This is a genomic window from Streptomyces sp. NPDC101152, from assembly GCF_044768275.1.
In the GTDB taxonomy this organism is placed as follows: Bacteria; Actinomycetota; Actinomycetes; order Streptomycetales; family Streptomycetaceae; genus Streptomyces.
On sequence record NZ_JBIWPO010000032.1, the window covers coordinates 15,181 to 29,752 of the forward strand.

The 14,572-nt window shown below is 72.5% G+C and carries 17 protein-coding genes; 7 read left to right on the plus strand and 10 right to left on the minus strand.

Annotation, left to right across the window (positions count from 1 at the left end):
• Positions 1-153: 153 nt before the first annotated feature.
• The 3 genes from ACIRVK_RS31520 to ACIRVK_RS31530 all read right to left on the minus strand — a co-directional run bounded on the left by ACIRVK_RS31520 (position 154) and on the right by ACIRVK_RS31530 (position 2,159).
• Entirely contained in the window at positions 154-909 is a 756-nt protein-coding gene (locus ACIRVK_RS31520) for a dienelactone hydrolase family protein (RefSeq protein ID WP_404253077.1), read from the minus strand.
• Positions 910-1,034: 125 nt separating this feature from the next.
• Entirely contained in the window at positions 1,035-1,655 is a 621-nt protein-coding gene (locus ACIRVK_RS31525; RefSeq protein WP_404253079.1) for an L-threonylcarbamoyladenylate synthase, read from the minus strand.
• Positions 1,656-1,664: 9 nt separating this feature from the next.
• Positions 1,665-2,159 carry an FBP domain-containing protein gene (locus tag ACIRVK_RS31530; protein ID WP_404253081.1) on the minus strand — a complete coding sequence of 165 codons (495 nt, stop codon included), beginning with the start codon at positions 2,157-2,159 and terminating at the stop codon, positions 1,665-1,667.
• A gap of 86 nt (positions 2,160-2,245) precedes the next feature.
• Here ACIRVK_RS31530 and ACIRVK_RS31535 point away from each other — a divergent pair, with 86 nt between their 5' ends.
• The 5 genes from ACIRVK_RS31535 (at position 2,246) to ACIRVK_RS31555 (ending at position 6,304) form a co-directional block, all read left to right on the plus strand.
• A complete protein-coding gene (locus tag ACIRVK_RS31535; protein WP_404253083.1) occupies positions 2,246-2,830 on the plus strand; it encodes a TetR/AcrR family transcriptional regulator in 585 nt (194 codons plus the stop codon).
• A gap of 4 nt (positions 2,831-2,834) precedes the next feature.
• Entirely contained in the window at positions 2,835-4,025 is a 1,191-nt protein-coding gene (locus ACIRVK_RS31540) for a GDSL-type esterase/lipase family protein (protein WP_404253085.1), read from the plus strand.
• 104 nt (positions 4,026-4,129) lie between these two features.
• Positions 4,130-5,662, plus strand: coding sequence for a helix-turn-helix domain-containing protein (locus ACIRVK_RS31545; RefSeq protein WP_404253087.1), 1,533 nt, complete (start codon positions 4,130-4,132; stop codon positions 5,660-5,662).
• A gap of 148 nt (positions 5,663-5,810) precedes the next feature.
• Positions 5,811-6,005 (plus strand): hypothetical protein, encoded by a 195-nt coding sequence (locus tag ACIRVK_RS31550; protein ID WP_404253088.1) that lies wholly within the window; start codon positions 5,811-5,813, stop codon positions 6,003-6,005.
• A 62-nt stretch (positions 6,006-6,067) separates the two neighbouring features.
• Positions 6,068-6,304 (plus strand): hypothetical protein, encoded by a 237-nt coding sequence (locus ACIRVK_RS31555; protein WP_404253090.1) that lies wholly within the window; start codon positions 6,068-6,070, stop codon positions 6,302-6,304.
• An 85-nt stretch (positions 6,305-6,389) separates the two neighbouring features.
• On the opposite strand, the gene ACIRVK_RS31560 is transcribed toward ACIRVK_RS31555, so the two are convergent.
• The gene (locus ACIRVK_RS31560) at positions 6,390-6,923 is read right to left on the minus strand and encodes a DoxX family protein (protein WP_404253092.1); all 534 of its coding nucleotides are present in this window, start codon (positions 6,921-6,923) and stop codon (positions 6,390-6,392) included.
• Positions 6,924-7,090: 167 nt separating this feature from the next.
• On the opposite strand from ACIRVK_RS31560, the gene ACIRVK_RS31565 reads away from it, so the two are divergent.
• Positions 7,091-7,621 carry a hypothetical protein gene (locus ACIRVK_RS31565; protein ID WP_404253094.1) on the plus strand — a complete coding sequence of 177 codons (531 nt, stop codon included), beginning with the start codon at positions 7,091-7,093 and terminating at the stop codon, positions 7,619-7,621.
• A gap of 25 nt (positions 7,622-7,646) precedes the next feature.
• Here the strand turns inward: ACIRVK_RS31565 and ACIRVK_RS31570 are convergent, their stop codons facing one another.
• Both ACIRVK_RS31570 and ACIRVK_RS31575 read right to left on the minus strand, forming a co-directional pair.
• A complete protein-coding gene (locus ACIRVK_RS31570; protein ID WP_404253096.1) occupies positions 7,647-8,894 on the minus strand; it encodes an MFS transporter in 1,248 nt (415 codons plus the stop codon).
• A 355-nt stretch (positions 8,895-9,249) separates the two neighbouring features.
• Positions 9,250-9,813 carry a hemerythrin domain-containing protein gene (locus tag ACIRVK_RS31575; protein WP_404253098.1) on the minus strand — a complete coding sequence of 188 codons (564 nt, stop codon included), beginning with the start codon at positions 9,811-9,813 and terminating at the stop codon, positions 9,250-9,252.
• Between the two features lie 181 nt (positions 9,814-9,994).
• Between ACIRVK_RS31575 and ACIRVK_RS31580 the strand changes: the two genes are divergently transcribed.
• Entirely contained in the window at positions 9,995-11,188 is a 1,194-nt protein-coding gene (locus tag ACIRVK_RS31580; RefSeq protein ID WP_404253100.1) for an amidohydrolase, read from the plus strand.
• Here the strand turns inward: ACIRVK_RS31580 and ACIRVK_RS31585 are convergent.
• The 4 genes from ACIRVK_RS31585 to ACIRVK_RS31600 form a co-directional block, all read right to left on the minus strand.
• Positions 11,172-12,167: a M23 family metallopeptidase gene (locus ACIRVK_RS31585; protein WP_404253191.1), complete on the minus strand. Its 996-nt coding sequence runs from the start codon at positions 12,165-12,167 to the stop codon at positions 11,172-11,174. The genes ACIRVK_RS31580 and ACIRVK_RS31585 overlap by 17 nt on opposite strands.
• 137 nt (positions 12,168-12,304) lie before the next feature.
• The gene (locus ACIRVK_RS31590) at positions 12,305-13,201 is read right to left on the minus strand and encodes a peptidoglycan-binding protein (RefSeq protein ID WP_404253102.1); all 897 of its coding nucleotides are present in this window, start codon (positions 13,199-13,201) and stop codon (positions 12,305-12,307) included.
• Between the two features lie 90 nt (positions 13,202-13,291).
• Complete coding sequence (locus ACIRVK_RS31595) at positions 13,292-14,185, minus strand: oxygenase MpaB family protein (protein WP_404253104.1); 894 nt, start codon at positions 14,183-14,185, stop codon at positions 13,292-13,294.
• 96 nt (positions 14,186-14,281) lie between these two features.
• Entirely contained in the window at positions 14,282-14,452 is a 171-nt protein-coding gene (locus ACIRVK_RS31600) for a hydrophobic protein (RefSeq protein ID WP_404253106.1), read from the minus strand.
• Between the last annotated feature and the right edge of the window lie 120 nt (positions 14,453-14,572).

A 14,572-nucleotide genomic window follows, 5' to 3' on the forward strand; every position in this document is an offset into this window, starting at 1 on the left:
CCGCTTAAAGGGTTTTGGCGGGCTGCCCAAACACCCCGGGGCCCCCGGGGGGGGGGGATTTAAAATAGTTTCCCGGCCGGGCGCGGGGGGGTGCCCGGGGCCCAACCCCCGCGCACACCGCCGGTCGTAGGGGAACCGCTCAGAAGGTGTGGTTCAGAACGTGCGGTTCAGGAGGTCGAGCAGCGCCGCCCAGTGACGCTCGGCGGCCTCCTTGTTGTACGACGCCGTGTCCGCCTGGGTGTAGCCGTGCGGCGCGCCCGCGTACACCTCGCAGCGGTGCCGTACGCCCGCCGCCGTCAGCGTCTCCTCCAGCAGCTGCTGCTGCTCGAGCGGCAGCGACTGGTCCTGGTCCGCGTGGCCGAAGTACACCTCGGCCGTGATGTGTTCCGCCGCCAGGTGCGGGCTGTCCGGGGCGTCCGTCGCCAGCCGGCCGCCGTGGAAACCGGCCGCGGCGGCGACCCGGTCCGGGTAGGTCCCGGCTGTGTACAGGACCAGCCGGGCGCCCATGCAGTAACCGGTCACGGCGACCGGCCCGTCCGCCACCAACGGGAAGTCCGCCAGCCACTGGAGATACGCGCCCGCGTCACGCTTGGCGCGCTCGGAGGTGAGGGCGTGCATGGCGGGCATGATCTGCTCCCACATCTGGGGCCGGGTGGACGGGTCGATGAACTCGGGCAGGTCGAAGACCGGCGAACGCCCGCTGCGGTAGAAGACGTTGGGGACCAGGACCGTGTAGCCGGCCTCGGCGAGCCGGTCGGCCATCGACTGGAGGTGCGGACGCAGTCCGAAGGCGTCCATGTACATCAGGACACCGGGCTGCGGGCTGCCGTCGGCCGCGTGTGCCACATAGGCGTCGGCGACGCCGTCCTCGGTGGTGATGTCGACGGATGTTCCCTGTACGGAGGTCATGGGGGGCTGCCTCTCTGTGTGCTCGGCGGCGACCGGATCCACGGCCCGACGGGCCGGGTGCCGTCATCGTTGCACGGGCCACCGGCCGCGCCGGAAGGGCCCCCGGCCTCGGGTGATGCTGGAGTTCACTCGAAGCGGGTTGGGTCCCCGGCCCCGCGCCGGACGATCTGCGCCTCACCGTCGGAGAAGTCGATGACCGTGGTCGGCTCGGTCCCGCAGTCCCCGGAGTCGACCACCGCGTCCAGGACGTGGTCCAGCCGGTCCTTGATCTCCCAGCCCTGCGTCATCGGTTCGTCCTCGTCCGGCAGCAGCAGCGTGCTGGACAGCAGCGGCTCGCCCAGTTCGGCGAGCAGCGCCTGGGTGACGACGTGGTCGGGGATGCGGACGCCGACCGTCTTCTTCTTCGGGTGCTGCAGCATGCGCGGCACTTCGCGGGTGGCGGGCAGGATGAACGTGTAGCTGCCGGGCGTGGACGCCTTGATCGCGCGGAACACGTCGTTGTCCACGCGCACGAACTGGCCGAGCTGCGCGAAGTCCTGGCACACCAGGGTGAAGTGGTGCCGGTCGTTGAGATGGCGGATGCTGCGGATCCGCTCCATGCCGTCACGGCTGCCGAGACGGCAGCCCAGCGCGTAGCAGGAGTCGGTCGGATACGCGATGAGCGCGTCCGACCGGATGCTGTCCGCGATCTGTGCGACGGTGCGCGGTTGGGGGTTGTCGGGGTGCACGTCGAAGTACTTCGCCATCCGCCGAGCTTATGCCGACCTCACCCTGGCGACGAACGCGGCGAGGTTCGCGACGGTGCGGGCGATCTTCTCCTCCAGGCTGAGGGTCTCGTGCAGCCGCGCGCCGACGCCCGCGTCCTTCTTGCCGCGTACATACAGGGAGCAGGCCAGGTCGCTGCACATGTACGCGCCCACCGAGTTGCCCTGCTGCCCGGCCCTGCCCGCCCGGGGCGCGACCAGCAGTGAGACGCCGCCGGAGTGAATGGTGAGGCACAACGAGCACATGCTGCGCCGGGACTGCCAGGAACCCGCGCCGGAGCCGCGCAGCGCGACGGCCGTCGGGCCGCCCTCCAACTCCGCCACCAGATAGGCCCGGTCGGGGGCCTGCGGGTCGCGCCAGCCGAGGAAGTCCAGGTCGTCCCACGGGCGCTCCTCCAGGTCGCGCGGCACCGACAGGCGTTTCGCCTCCCCCTTGGTGCAGTTCACGAACGCGGCACGGATCTCTCGCTCGGTCAGCGGCTTCATAAGGGTGAGGCTAATTTGCCTAAAGGTAATAGGCAAACGCATAATCGGTTCAGGCATCTGGATGGCAGGCAGAGGGAAGGGCGCACATGGGGCGCGTGGGGCTGACCACCGAACGACTCGTCCGCGCGGGCGCGGAGCTCGCCGACGAGCTGGGCTTCGAGCAGGTGACCGTCTCCGCGCTGGCCAGACGGTTCGACGTCAAGGTCGCCAGCCTGTACTCGCACGTGAAGAACTCCCAGGACCTCAAGACCCGCATCACCCTGTTCGCCCTGGAAGAACTCGCCGACCGGGCGGCCGACGCGCTGGCCGGACGTGCGGGCAAGGACGCCCTGGTCGCCTTCGCCGACGTCTACCGCGACTACGGCCTCCGGCACCCCGGGCGCGCCGCCGCCGCCCGCCACCGTCTCGACCCCGAGACGGCGGCCACCAGCGCGGGGCTCCGGCACGCCCAGATGACCCGGGCGATCCTGCGCGGCTACGACCTCTCGGAACCGGACCAGACACACGCGGTCCGTCTGCTGGGGAGCTTCTTCCACGGGTACTCGAGCCTGGAGCTCGCCGGCGGCTTCAGCCACAGCCTCCCCGACTCGGAGGAGACCTGGTCCCGACTGCTGGACGCGCTCGACGCTCTGCTGCGCAACTGGCCCGCCCCACCACCCACAGGAGTCTGAGTCCATGAAGAGCACCGCGGCACCCGCGATCTCCACCCCCGTCACGGCAGACCTCCTGCGCGGCGCCGTGGAGGTCGAACACACCGAGGACGGCGTGCTGCCGCACCGACTGCCGGCCTGGGCCCGCGCCCAGTGCACCGACGGGCAGCTGCTCATGGCGGAGTCCCAGCCCTCCGGCGTACGACTGACCTTCCGCAGTCGCACCAGGGCCGTCGAACTCGACGCCCGCCCCACCAAGCGCCTCTACGCGGGCCTCGCGCACCGCCCGGAGGACGGCGTGTACGAACTGTTCGTGGACGGCGAACCGTTCGCCCAGGGCAGCGTCCCCGGCGGCAACACCCTGACCATCGACATGGCCGCCGGCACCGCCGACCTCAAGCCCGGCCCGGCCGGCACCCTTCGCTTCGACGAACTGCCCGACGGCGTCAAGGACATCGAGATCTGGCTGCCGCACACCGAGACCACCGAACTGATCGCCCTGCGCACCGACGCCCCCGTCGAGCCCGCCCCGCAGCCGGGCCGCAGGGTCTGGCTGCACCACGGCAGCTCGATCAGCCAAGGCTCCAACGCCACCACGCCCAGCACCACCTGGCCCGCGCTCGCCGCCACCCTCGGCGGCGTCGAGCTCGTCAACCTGGGCCTGGGGGGCAGCGCTCTGCTCGATCCGTTCACCGCCCGCACCCTGCGCGACACCCCGGCGGACCTGATCAGCGTCAAGATCGGCATCAACCTCGTCAACACCGACCTGATGCGGCTGCGCGCGTTCACGCCCGCCGTGCACGGCTTCCTCGACATCATCCGCGAGGGCCACCCGACCACCCCGCTGCTGGTCGTCTCACCCATCCTGTGCCCCATGCACGAGGAGACCCCCGGCCCCACGGCGATGGACATCGGCACCCTCGACACGGGCCAGGTCCGCTTCCAGGCCATGGGCGACCCGGCCGAGGTGGCGAGCGGCAAACTCACCCTGCACGTCGTCCGGGACGAACTGGCCCGCATCGTCGCCCAGCGGTCGGCCGACGATCCCCACCTCCACCACCTCGACGGCCGCGAACTCTACGGCGAGAAGGACGCCGCCGAACTCCCGCTCCCCGACGCCCTGCACCCGGACGCCGCCACCCACCGGCGCATCGGCGAACGTTTCGCCGAACTGGCCTTCGCGGCGGACGGGGCGTTCGCGGCGGGCGGCGCCTGAAAGCCGGCCGGGACGGGTGGTGGTCGTACGCCCCTCGGGCACTCGTGAGGTAACGTCCCGGCGGATACGCCGAGGTGGAAGCGATGCACGAGGAGAAGGCCGACATGGCTGGCCGAACGGACGGGGTCCGTCCCGAACAGGTGACGGGCGCCGAGCACCCGACGTGGGCGCGGGAACTGCTCGATCAGCTGCGGCCGACCGGGCGCGACGTGCGCCGGGTCGTGTCCTGGCTCGCGGGGGCCGTGCAGGGCACGGCCTGCCTCCAGGACGGCACCGGCGCCGTCGTCGCCGGTACGTCGATGCCGCTGGACGCCGACCTGGTCGCGGACGTCGCCGCCGGCCGCATCGCCTCCGCCGCGTGGGACGAGACGGACCGTCACCTGCGCCTGGTGAGGGTGGAACAGCCGCGGCCCGACGGTGCCCGCGTGCTCGCGGTCTCCCGTGAGTCCCCCTTCGACCGGCGGGCCTCCGACATCGTGACCCACACCGCCCAGGTCCTCGAACTCCTGCTGCGGGCGCACGAGTCCGCGGAGGCCGTCCACCGCCTGCAACGGGCCACGTCCGACCTGCGCCTGGCGATCCTTCAGCTGCTGATGGTCGAGGACACCGTCGCCGCCCGCCGGGTCGCCGCAGGCCTGTGGCCCGGTCTGCTGGACACCGACACCGCCTGTGTCTACGTCCTCGAGGGCTGCGCCGAGGAGCGCGACCGCATCGCCGAGGACTGTCTGGACGTGACGCGCGAGGAGGCACTGGTCGTGCGGTGCCCGGCAGTCGACGCGCACGTCATCGTCGTCGCGCCGCGGGAGACGGCCGCCGCCGAGCTGCGTTCGCTCGTCGCCCGGCGCCCGGGGACCCTCCTCGGCGGCAGCGTCCCGCAGAGCCTCGCCCGGACCGCCACGGCGTACGGACAGGCCGTCAGCGCCCTGGCCGTGGCGCGTTTCCGCCCGGACAAACAGGCCGTGTACGCCGAACGCACCCATCCCGAGCGCCTGATGGACCCCACCGTGCTGCACGCCTGGACCACGCGGCTGCTGCGCCCGCTCGACACCCTCGCCCACCACACCCGCGCCGAACTGCTCGCCACCACGCGGCTGGGGCTGGAGTTCACCGCTGTCAGCGCCGCCAAGGTCCTCGGCGTCAGCCGCAACACCGTGCGGGCCCGGATGGAACGCGTGGAGTCCCTGCTCCACGCGGACTTCTCCGACCTCACCGTCCGCGCCGTCGTCCACCTCGCGCTCAACGCGCAGGTCGGTCTGGCCCACGACACCCGCGAACCGGCCGGCGCCGGGCCCGGGCACGACCGGCTCGGTGACCTGCTGGCCGGATCCGCCCTGCGCACCTGGGCCCACGACCTGCTCGGCCGCCTGGACTCCGACGCCCGGGACCTGCGCCGCACGCTGCGCACCTGGATCGGCGCCGGAGGCAACGCGGAACGCGCCGCGCACACCCTGGGCATGCACGCGCAGACCGTCCGCGAGCATGTCCGCAGCGCCGAACCCGTCCTCGAACGCCAGCTCCTGGCGGCCGGGACCGACCTGTACGAGGTCGTCCTCGCCCACCTCGCCCTCGGTGAGCTGTACCTGCCCGCCCTCCACCGGGCGAACCAGGACCATCCGGACTCACCTGTGCACGGGTGAGTCTTTCGGCCACCGCAGCGGGCATCGACGCGGTACCGAACCCGCCACCTGGCACGTAAGTTCGCCCCGGGGGCGCGACCGGAGCGGGGGACCGGTCGGGCCCCCTTCGGCATGCTCGCGGGAACCCGCCGACGGCACGCACGAATCATTGGTCGCGACGATCGTCCACTCGGTCCTGGCCTCCGGCGGCTTCGACCTCTTCGCCGAGGTGGTCGCAGCCGGCCCGCGCGGACTCCTCGACTTCGTCAACGACGTCGTACGGCCCCTTGGCGGCGTCGACCGGATCCAGTCGTTCCCCTGCTTCGGCATCCACACCCACCGCTTCCTCTGGAACGTCGGCTGAATGCCCGGTGCGATGCGGGTACTCGTCCCTCTCCGGAACGACCACCGCTGGAGGAGGCCCGCATGACCAGCAGCACGGAGACCGGCGGCGTGACCGGGACGCCGGACAAGGACTACAACCTCATCTGGTACGTCGAGGCATGCCTGAACAACGCCCTGCGTCTGGAGTCCTACATCCAGGACGCCGAGCGCGAGAAGGACACCGAGGTCGCCGACCTGTTCCGCAAGGCCCAGGCGGCCAGCCGCAAGGGTGCGGAACTCGGCAAGGATCTCCTGCGCGCACGCCTCAACGGCGGCTGAAGACCGCTCACGCCGAGGCCCGGCACCGTGACACCACGGGGCCGGGCCGTTCCATGCCCACGGCCGCGCGGCCCCGCGGAGGGAGTCAGTGCGCCAGCTTGGCCCGGACCTGGCCGGCCGCCGCGGCGGGGCGCGCGGTCGCCCGGACGGACCGCCGCACCAGGTGGGCATCGCGCCGCAGGTCATGAGCCGCGTGCCGGCCCCGCCAGGCCAGCGACGGGGCCCCGGCGGTGTCGTCGGCCGCGATCAGCAGACCGCCCAGCATCGAGAGGTTCTTCAGGAAGTGGATGCGCTGCTGGGCGCGCTCCTCGGGATCCTCGGCCTCCCAGAAGCGGTGCCCGGCCAGCGTGGTCGGCACCAGCGTGCCCGCGATGGCCAGCGCGGCCAGCCGCGGCAGCCGTCCGGTGCCCAGCAGCAGGCCCGCCGCCACCTGTACGGCACCACTGAGCCGTACGGCCTGCTCGGTGCGGTCGGGCAGGCCGTCGACGCGCTCGGTGATCGGCTGGACCACGGGCTCGGCCACGGGCGCGACCTCTTCGGGGGCACTAAGGGATTTCAGGCCGCCGGCCACGAACATCGAGGCGAGCAGGGGACGGCCGGCCAGTCGCAGGAGACTCATGACCCTCTCCAGGGGTGTGGGAAACGTAGGGTGCGGCTCACCGGGTTCCCGCGCGCATGTGGTCGATGCCACGCCTCTCGACGAGCCGGGGCCATGTCCCTGGTAGCCGGCGCGAGCTACCGTTCTTCCACACCCCGTGTCCCACCCGCAGTACGGATGGCCCCGCAGTGCTCACAGACCTCTCCCCGCTGATCGCGGCGACCGCCCAGTGGCTGACCCGCGCCTACCCCTCCGGCGGCGGCGCGCTGGCCTCGGTCCTGTGTGAGGTGCAGGCACGCCAGGCCGTGACGGTCGCGGCGTGGCTGCGCTATCCGACGCCGATGGACGCGGCGCTGGTCGGCATGGCGGGCCCCGGCGGTTCAGGCCGGCTGGACTGGATCACCGGCGCCGACCCCGACCCCGACCGGGACGACGAGGAAGTCCACGCCTGGCGCACCTGGGTCGACGAGGTCGTCGCGAGCTGGGCGGCCGCAATGCTGACCGACCCGGTCCTCGCCGAGCTCGCGGTGGCGGCGGTCGTCGCCGGAAGCCACACGGCCGGTGCGCCCGTGGAGTTCCGGCGCCTGCTCGCCCCCGACGACGCCGACCGCCGCGCGGCGGCACTGCTGCGCCACCCCGACCTGCTCGCCCCCGTGGCGGCCCTTCACCAGGACCAGCTCGTGGACCTGCTCAAGCCGGGGCGGGCGCTCATCGCCTGAGCGTCACCCGAACCGGGCCGCCCGCTCAGGCGGCGGTGTCCAGCGCGTCCCGACCCGTGACGTCGCCCTCCTCCTCGCGGACGATGACCGGCTGCCCGGTCCGGCGCGTGCGCACCAGCAAGCCGGAACCGATGGCGCCTGCGATGAGCAGACCACCGGCGACGAGAGCCCCGCGCGCCCCGGCCGCCTCCATCAGCAACCCCAGCGCGGGCGGGCCGCCCAGACTCCACACCGTGCCGATGCTGCCCCACACCCCCAGCACCCGGCCGCGCAGATGGGCGGGCGGGTCGGTCTGCAGTACGGCGGTACCCGCGGTGTCGGAGACGGACTCCACCACGGCCATCGGCAGCACCACGACCAGCAGGACGCCCAGCGACGGCGACAGCCCCGCCACCACCTGCAGCAGCCCCCCGGCGGCGGCCAGCACGCCCACCAGCCGCACGGACGGCCGGCGCAGCCGGCCGCCGAGCAGGGCACCCAGGATGCCGCCCACGGCCAGCACCGTGGACACCGTGCCGAACGCGCCGGCGCCACCCGCGAGGGGCCCGGTGACCAGCACCGCCAGGGTCAGTCCGTAGTTGCGGCCGAAGACGGTGCTGACGGCCGTGACACCGGCGAGCGCGACCAGCCGGGAGCGCCGGGCGAAGAAGCCCAGCCCCTCCCGGACGGTCATGCTCGCAGGCGGGCCGGCACCGCGGTCCGCGCCGGTCCGGACGGGCTCGCTCCCGCGCACGGGGCGCAGGAAGGGGATCACCGCGGCGACGAACAGGAACGACATCCCGTTGGCCGCGTAGGCGAAGGCCGTGCCGAGGAAACCGACGGCGATGCCGGCCAGCGCGGCCCCCACGAGCCGGCCCGCGCTGTGCACGAGCGCGCCCACGCCGATCGCGGAGGGAACGTCCTCGGCGGGCACCAGGTCGTTGCCCAGCAGGGCGCAGGCGGGCCCGTCCACCGTGGCGACGACGCCGGTGACGGCGGCGAGCACCAGCAGCACGGTCATGTCGAGCCGGTCCAGGGCCACCAGCAGGGCCATGACGAAGGCGACGGCACCGAGCAGCGCCTGGCTGACGGCGGCCGTCAGCCTGCGCGGCCAGCGGTCCACCGCCGCCCCGCCCAGCACGCTCATCAGCAGCGCGGGCGCGGCCTGCACGGACATGGACAGGCCGGTCGCGGCGGCCGACCCGGTGATCTGCAGGACCAGCAGGTTCTGCACGGTCAGCTGCATCCACGTACCGGCGTTCGACACGAAGTTGGCCACGGACCACCAGCGCATGCTGCGGTACCGCAGCGAGCGCCAGGGCGAGCGCGAAGGGGCAGGTGAGGAAGACACAGTGCGGTACTCGAAGACGAGTCGGAGGACTCAGCGGGACGGACGACGAGGAGGGAGTACCTTGCTGCGCTGCACGGGCCTCCGTGGCGCCGGACGACGGCGCGGGCCCATGGTGGCAGAACGGGAGGGTGAGTCGACGCGGAGCGGGTCGGCCCGGGGGAGCGTGAGGTCGTGAAATCGCTTCCGTGGCAGGGGACTTGGTGCCTCGAGTGCCGTTGCTCACAGATGTCCCGCGAACAGGGAGGAGCCCGCCGCCCTGGTGGGCGACGGGCTCCTTGGCGTGTCTTCGGCCGGCTCCTCAGTCGAGCTTGCCGCGGCCGCTGAGCGCGTCCCGCATCCGGTCGACCAGCCCGGCCCCCGGCGCCAGCAGCTTGTTGGCCGGAGGGGTGTCCGGCGCGGAGGGGTGCGGCCGGGTCGGCGCCATCTTCTTGGCCTGGCGGACCTTGTCGCCCAGCTTGTCGAGCGCCTCCGGCGGGCACGCGGCGCGCAGCCGGGGGAAGAGGTTCTCCTCCTCGTCCGCGATGTGCGACCGGATCTCCGTCATCAGCAGGCCGACGAGCCGGTCGAACTCCATGTGGTCCGCCTCGCAGCTCTCCAGATCCTTCATGATCTGCTCTGCCTTGGCGTGGTCCTCGAGTTCCCTGTCGGCCAGGGCGCCCCCGCCCGCGACGTGCTCACGCACGGCCGGGTACAGATAGGCCTCCTCGGCGACCGAGTGCCGCACCAGCTCCATGGTCGCCTGGTCGGCGTACACCTTGCGGTTCTTGTCGCCGGGCGGCAGCGCCTCGATCCGGCCGAAGATCTCCTCGACCTCCCGGTGATCCGTCATCAGCTCGTCGATGACGTTTCCACCGTGTCCCATGCTCCTCACCTCCAGCCAGGAAGCGGCGACTCCCGTCCGGACCCGCCGCGCGTCCCGAGTGCCCTGGCCCGGGACGGGCTAACGCCCGCCCTTCACCGCCGCCCGCTCCGAGGGGTGTGGAACGCCCCCGCGTTGGAACTCGAATCTCCGACGTGAGCAGCACAGTGACCGGGAGGCGGACGTGGTCGACGCTGTCGACGAAGTGCTCGGACGGGTGGGCGGCGAGGTGGCCGCACGGGCGGAGCGACTGTGGCGGACGGCCATGACCCTGCACGCCGACCCCGAATGCGCGTTCGCCGAACACCAGGCGGCCGAGCTGCTGAGCGCGGAACTGGAAGGCGAGGGATTCACCGTCGAACGCGGCCTCGCGGGCCTGCCGACCGCCTTCGCCGCCCGCTCGGGAACGGTTCCCCGCCCCGCGGTCGCCCTGCTGCTCGAGTACGACGCCCTGCCCGGCCTCGGCCACGCCTGCGGCCACAACCTGATCGCCGCCGCCGGCCTCGGCGCCGCCCTCGTCGCACGAGCTGTGCTCCCGGAGGGCGCCGGGACCGTCCAGGCGGTGGGAACGCCCGCCGAGGAGGGCGGCGGCGGCAAGGTCATCGAGACCGACGCCGGCGTGTTCGACGACATCGACGCCGCGCTCATGTTCCACCCCGGGGTCCACGACTGGCAGTGGGCACCCCTGACCGCCCAGACGCAGTACCGCGTCGGCTTCCACGGCCGTGCCGCGCACCCCACCGGAAACCCCACCGAGGGCATCGACGCCCTCGCCGCGCTGATCCAGCTGTTCAACACCCTTGCCGTCGTCGAGCGGCGCCTGCCGCAGGGCTCGCACGTCCAGGGCATCGTCACCGACGGCGGCAGGGCGACGAACATCGTCCCCGAGCACGCGGAAGGGCTCTTCGGCCTGCGCGCCGCGACGAACGGCGCCCTCGACGACCTCGCGGGCGAGCTGCTGACCTGCGCACACGGTGTCGCCCGGGCCACGAACACCACCGTCACCGTCGAACGCGCCACGCCCCGCTACGAGCACTTCCGCGACAGCCGCGTGCTGTCCGGCCGCTTCGCTCACCACCTGGCCCGCGCGGGCATCGAGCTCACTCCGCCCGAACCGGGCGTGTACCTGGGCTCCTCCGACATGGGCAACGTCAGTGGCCGGGTGCCGGCGATTCACCCCTTCGTTGCGATCACGGACCCGGGCTCCTCCGACCACACCGCCGAGTTCGCCACCGCGTCCGCCTCCGACCGTGCCCGCCGCGTCATGCTCGCGGCGACCGAGGCGCTGGCCCGCACGACGGTCGAGGCACTGCTGTCCCCGGACCTGAGGGACCTGGCCTGGCGGGAACACGAACGCGAGGTCAGCGTGCGGGTGTGAGCCAGGGCAGCGGATCGGTGTACTGCCCGTCCAGCAGCACCTCGAAGTGCAGGTGCGGCCCGGTCGACAGACCGGTGGAGCCGACCAGACCGATCGGAGTGCCCGCCGTGACGCTCTGGCCGACGCCGACCTGCAGGGCGGAGAGATGGCTGTAGGTCGTCTCCAGCCGCCTGCCCCCGATCGTGCCGTGGTCGATCACGATCCGGTTCCCGTACGCCGGGGTCATGCCGGCGAACTCCACCCGGCCGGCCCGCGCGGCCGACACCTGCGCCCCTCGGGGTGCGCCGAAGTCCACCCCGGTGTGCAGCTTCGTCACGCCGGTGAGCGGGTGCTTGCGCGCCCCGAAGGGCGAGGTGACGGTGAGCGTGGTGACCGGGGGCGCCAGGACGGCGGCCGGCGCCTGGTCCGCGTTCTGCTCGGGGTTCTGCCGCACGAGCGGCTCGTACCGGGGAAGCCGCGCCTCGACCTGCCGGACGAAGCCCTGGGCCGCGGCGGGTACGCGGCCCGCCTTCTCCACCGCGCCGGTCCCCGCCCGGTAGGCGGCGAGCGTGAGATCGACCAGATCTCCGTTGACGGATCCCTTGGTCCGCAAGGTGGTGACCTGGCGGGCGAGGGCGCAGTCCTGCCGCCCCAGCGCCATGATCGCGTCCACCGCGTCGTGCGGGGAGGAGCGCCCGTTGCCGTCGTCGTCCCGCCCCCAGGTGCGCCACTGCGCGTCGGTGAAGCGGGCGATGCCCTGCTGCGACAGACTCGCGGTGTCGTCGCTCCATTCGGACAGCTGATCGATCTGCGCGGCGAGCACCGCCGGTGTGACGACCTTGCAGGCCTGGGTCGCCTTGCGCAGCCACGGTACGTAGGAGCCGTCGACCTTGCTCGTGGCCGCGTCGGCGGCGTTCGATCCCTGAGGCAGTACGGAGGACAGGCCGCCGGTGGAGGCCAGGAACACCGACACCCCGGTCATCGCCACCAGCCCGGGCATCACGATCAGCAGGAAAGGACCGGGACCCCGTACGCGACTCACCCTCGCAGGCTATCCAGCCGCTGACGCATGGTCACCGGCCATGGGGACAAAGGGAGTTGCCTGAAAGGGCAGCGTCGCCGCACGGACATGCGGGGTCAGGGTTTCTTGGTCTCCGACTCCAGCGATGCCCTCGTCGCCCTTCCGTACACGCCCGATTCGTCCTGGACGACGAGCCGGGTGAACTGGTAGCTGCGGACCGCGTTCTCCACGTCGGTGTCGTAGACGCCGTCGGCCTGTCCGTTGTAGAGGCCCACCTGACGCAACCGAAGCTGGAGTTCGGTCACCTCGGGACCGGTGTCGCCGAGGCGCAGGATCGGGGGCTGCCCGCTCGACGCGCTGGGGGCGGGTCTGGTCGACGTGGTGGCGGACGGGGCGCCGTCCGTGGGGGCCGAGCTCGTGGGAGTCGCCGACCGGCTGGGTGACGCGGAGGCGGACGCGGACGGCGTGGGAGACGCCGACGCGGACGACGGACTCGCCGACGGCTCCCTGGCCGCCGCGCTCGTGGAGGAGCCGGGCTCCGGCAGGGGCGCCCGGACGCCTTCCGGCCGGGAGGCGTCCCGGGCGGGGCCGTCGTACAGCAGACCGGCCACCGCGCCGCCCGCTCCAAGGACGGCCACGGCGGCTCCCGCGAGGAGGAACACCGTGCGTCGACGCGACAGGGGCGGCGCGTCGACGGACGGCGAAGACGCCAGGCGCGAGTCGCCCTCTGGGGGCGCCGAAGCGGGGGACGTGTCAGCGTGCCCGGCGACGGGGAGGGGCGCGGGCACCTCACCCGCGGTACTCGTCGGCGGATCGCTGGACTCTTCCTCGTCCTGCAGCTCCACGAAGGGCCGGATGCGGACCGGGTCGAAGTCCTCGGCGGCGGCCGCCTCCGCCGTACGCGCCTGACGGTGCGCGTCGGCCACGCGCCTGCCGCAGGAGCAGGACGGAGTGCCGTCGGCGGCCCGCGGCGCCCCGCATAACGGGCAGACATGGGGGGTGTGTTCAGTCACGCCGGATCCCTCTCCGTGAAGGATCCAGAGTTTATTCATATGTTCAACACGCAATCTCCCGGGGCGGGAGATTGCGTGTCCCGATGCGTCTCAGCTCGCGGGCGAAGGGATCGCCGCTCGCCCGGGTGCCAGGACCCACCGCACCGCCGAGGTCATGGCGGACCCCAGCGGCCGTACGCACCACTCGTCGACGACCGGCAACCGGGGCAGACGCAACGCGCGGGCGGCCCAGGACGGCAGGAGCGACACCGCGTTGGCCGCCAGCACGCCGTAGGGGAGGCGGGCGGCGAGCGGGACGGGCGGATCGAGCAGCAGGAACCGGGCGGCCTCGCGCGCCTCGGCCGTGGCCCGCAGTTCGGGACGGTAGGCGTCGAGGACCCGGGCCAGTCCCGCACGGTCGAAGGGCGGGTCGATGACACCGAGTTCGACGGCGATCCGCGCGGCGTCGGCCACGTACGCGTCGCAGTCGTCCGCCGACAGCGGCCGCGCGCCGTAACGCTGGTGGGCCCGCAGGAAACTGTCGACCTCCGCGGCGTGCACCCAGCCCAGCAGGTGCGGATCGGCGGCGTGGTACGCCTCGCCCTCGGCGGTCTCGCCCCGCACCCGCTCGTGCACCGACCGGACCTGGGCGCACGCCTCCTCGGCGTCGGCGGCCGTACCGAACGTGGTGGTGGCCAGGAACGTGCTCGTCCGCTGCAGCCTTCCCCAGGGGTCCCCGCGGTAGCCGGAGTGGGCGGCCACCGCCGCCATGGCCAGCGGGTGCAGCGACTGCAGCAGCAGCGCCGAGAGACCGCCGATGAACATCGAGGCGTCCCCGTGCACCCGCCGGATCGGGCGTTCCGGGCCGAACCAGCGAGGACCCGGCGTGCCGTGGATACGGGCGCGGTTGCGCGGGCCGTCAGGGCCGGCCACCCGTGCGAAGAGCTCTTTGCCCAGGTGTTCGCGCAGCCCGAACGCCCCGGAGCCAGGGATTTTCGTCAGCATGTGCTCCTCCTGATCGCCACGCTCGGGCCGTACACGCGGACGTGAACAGGTCCCGTCGGCCTTATGCCCACGGGACCTGTTCTCGCATCGTTTTTTCTACCAGCGATACCAGCGGCCCCGGCGGCCACCTTGTCCCGCGGGCCGGGCCACGAATCCCAGCAGCCACAGCACCAGAACCGCGATGGCGACCCACCACAACGCCTTGAGCGCGAAACCCGCGCCGAAAAGAATCACGGCGAGCAGAAGTACCAGAAGCAAAGGAACCATGATTACCACCTCCGCCGCTTCTGGTGCCCCGACAAAAGCTCGTCACGCACCGGAATTCCTGTTGTTTGACTTCCGCACTGCCGGGAATTCGGATCTTTTTGCCGTATCCGGGATCAGCAC

Coding starts and splice junctions, on each gene's coding strand:
- ACIRVK_RS31520 (WP_404253077.1), bottom strand. CDS start 909: ATGACCTCCGTACAGGGAACATCCGTCGACATCACCACCGAGGACGGC.
- ACIRVK_RS31525 (WP_404253079.1), bottom strand. CDS start 1,655: ATGGCGAAGTACTTCGACGTGCACCCCGACAACCCCCAACCGCGCACC.
- ACIRVK_RS31530 (WP_404253081.1), bottom strand. CDS start 2,159: ATGAAGCCGCTGACCGAGCGAGAGATCCGTGCCGCGTTCGTGAACTGC.
- ACIRVK_RS31535 (WP_404253083.1), top strand. CDS start 2,246: ATGGGGCGCGTGGGGCTGACCACCGAACGACTCGTCCGCGCGGGCGCG.
- ACIRVK_RS31540 (WP_404253085.1), top strand. CDS start 2,835: ATGAAGAGCACCGCGGCACCCGCGATCTCCACCCCCGTCACGGCAGAC.
- ACIRVK_RS31545 (WP_404253087.1), top strand. CDS start 4,130: ATGGCTGGCCGAACGGACGGGGTCCGTCCCGAACAGGTGACGGGCGCC.
- ACIRVK_RS31555 (WP_404253090.1), top strand. CDS start 6,068: ATGACCAGCAGCACGGAGACCGGCGGCGTGACCGGGACGCCGGACAAG.
- ACIRVK_RS31560 (WP_404253092.1), bottom strand. CDS start 6,923: ATGAGTCTCCTGCGACTGGCCGGCCGTCCCCTGCTCGCCTCGATGTTC.
- ACIRVK_RS31570 (WP_404253096.1), bottom strand. CDS start 8,894: ATGCGCTGGTGGTCCGTGGCCAACTTCGTGTCGAACGCCGGTACGTGG.
- ACIRVK_RS31575 (WP_404253098.1), bottom strand. CDS start 9,813: ATGGGACACGGTGGAAACGTCATCGACGAGCTGATGACGGATCACCGG.
- ACIRVK_RS31585 (WP_404253191.1), bottom strand. CDS start 12,167: ATGCCCGGGCTGGTGGCGATGACCGGGGTGTCGGTGTTCCTGGCCTCC.
- ACIRVK_RS31595 (WP_404253104.1), bottom strand. CDS start 14,185: ATGCTGACGAAAATCCCTGGCTCCGGGGCGTTCGGGCTGCGCGAACAC.
- ACIRVK_RS31600 (WP_404253106.1), bottom strand. CDS start 14,452: ATGGTTCCTTTGCTTCTGGTACTTCTGCTCGCCGTGATTCTTTTCGGC.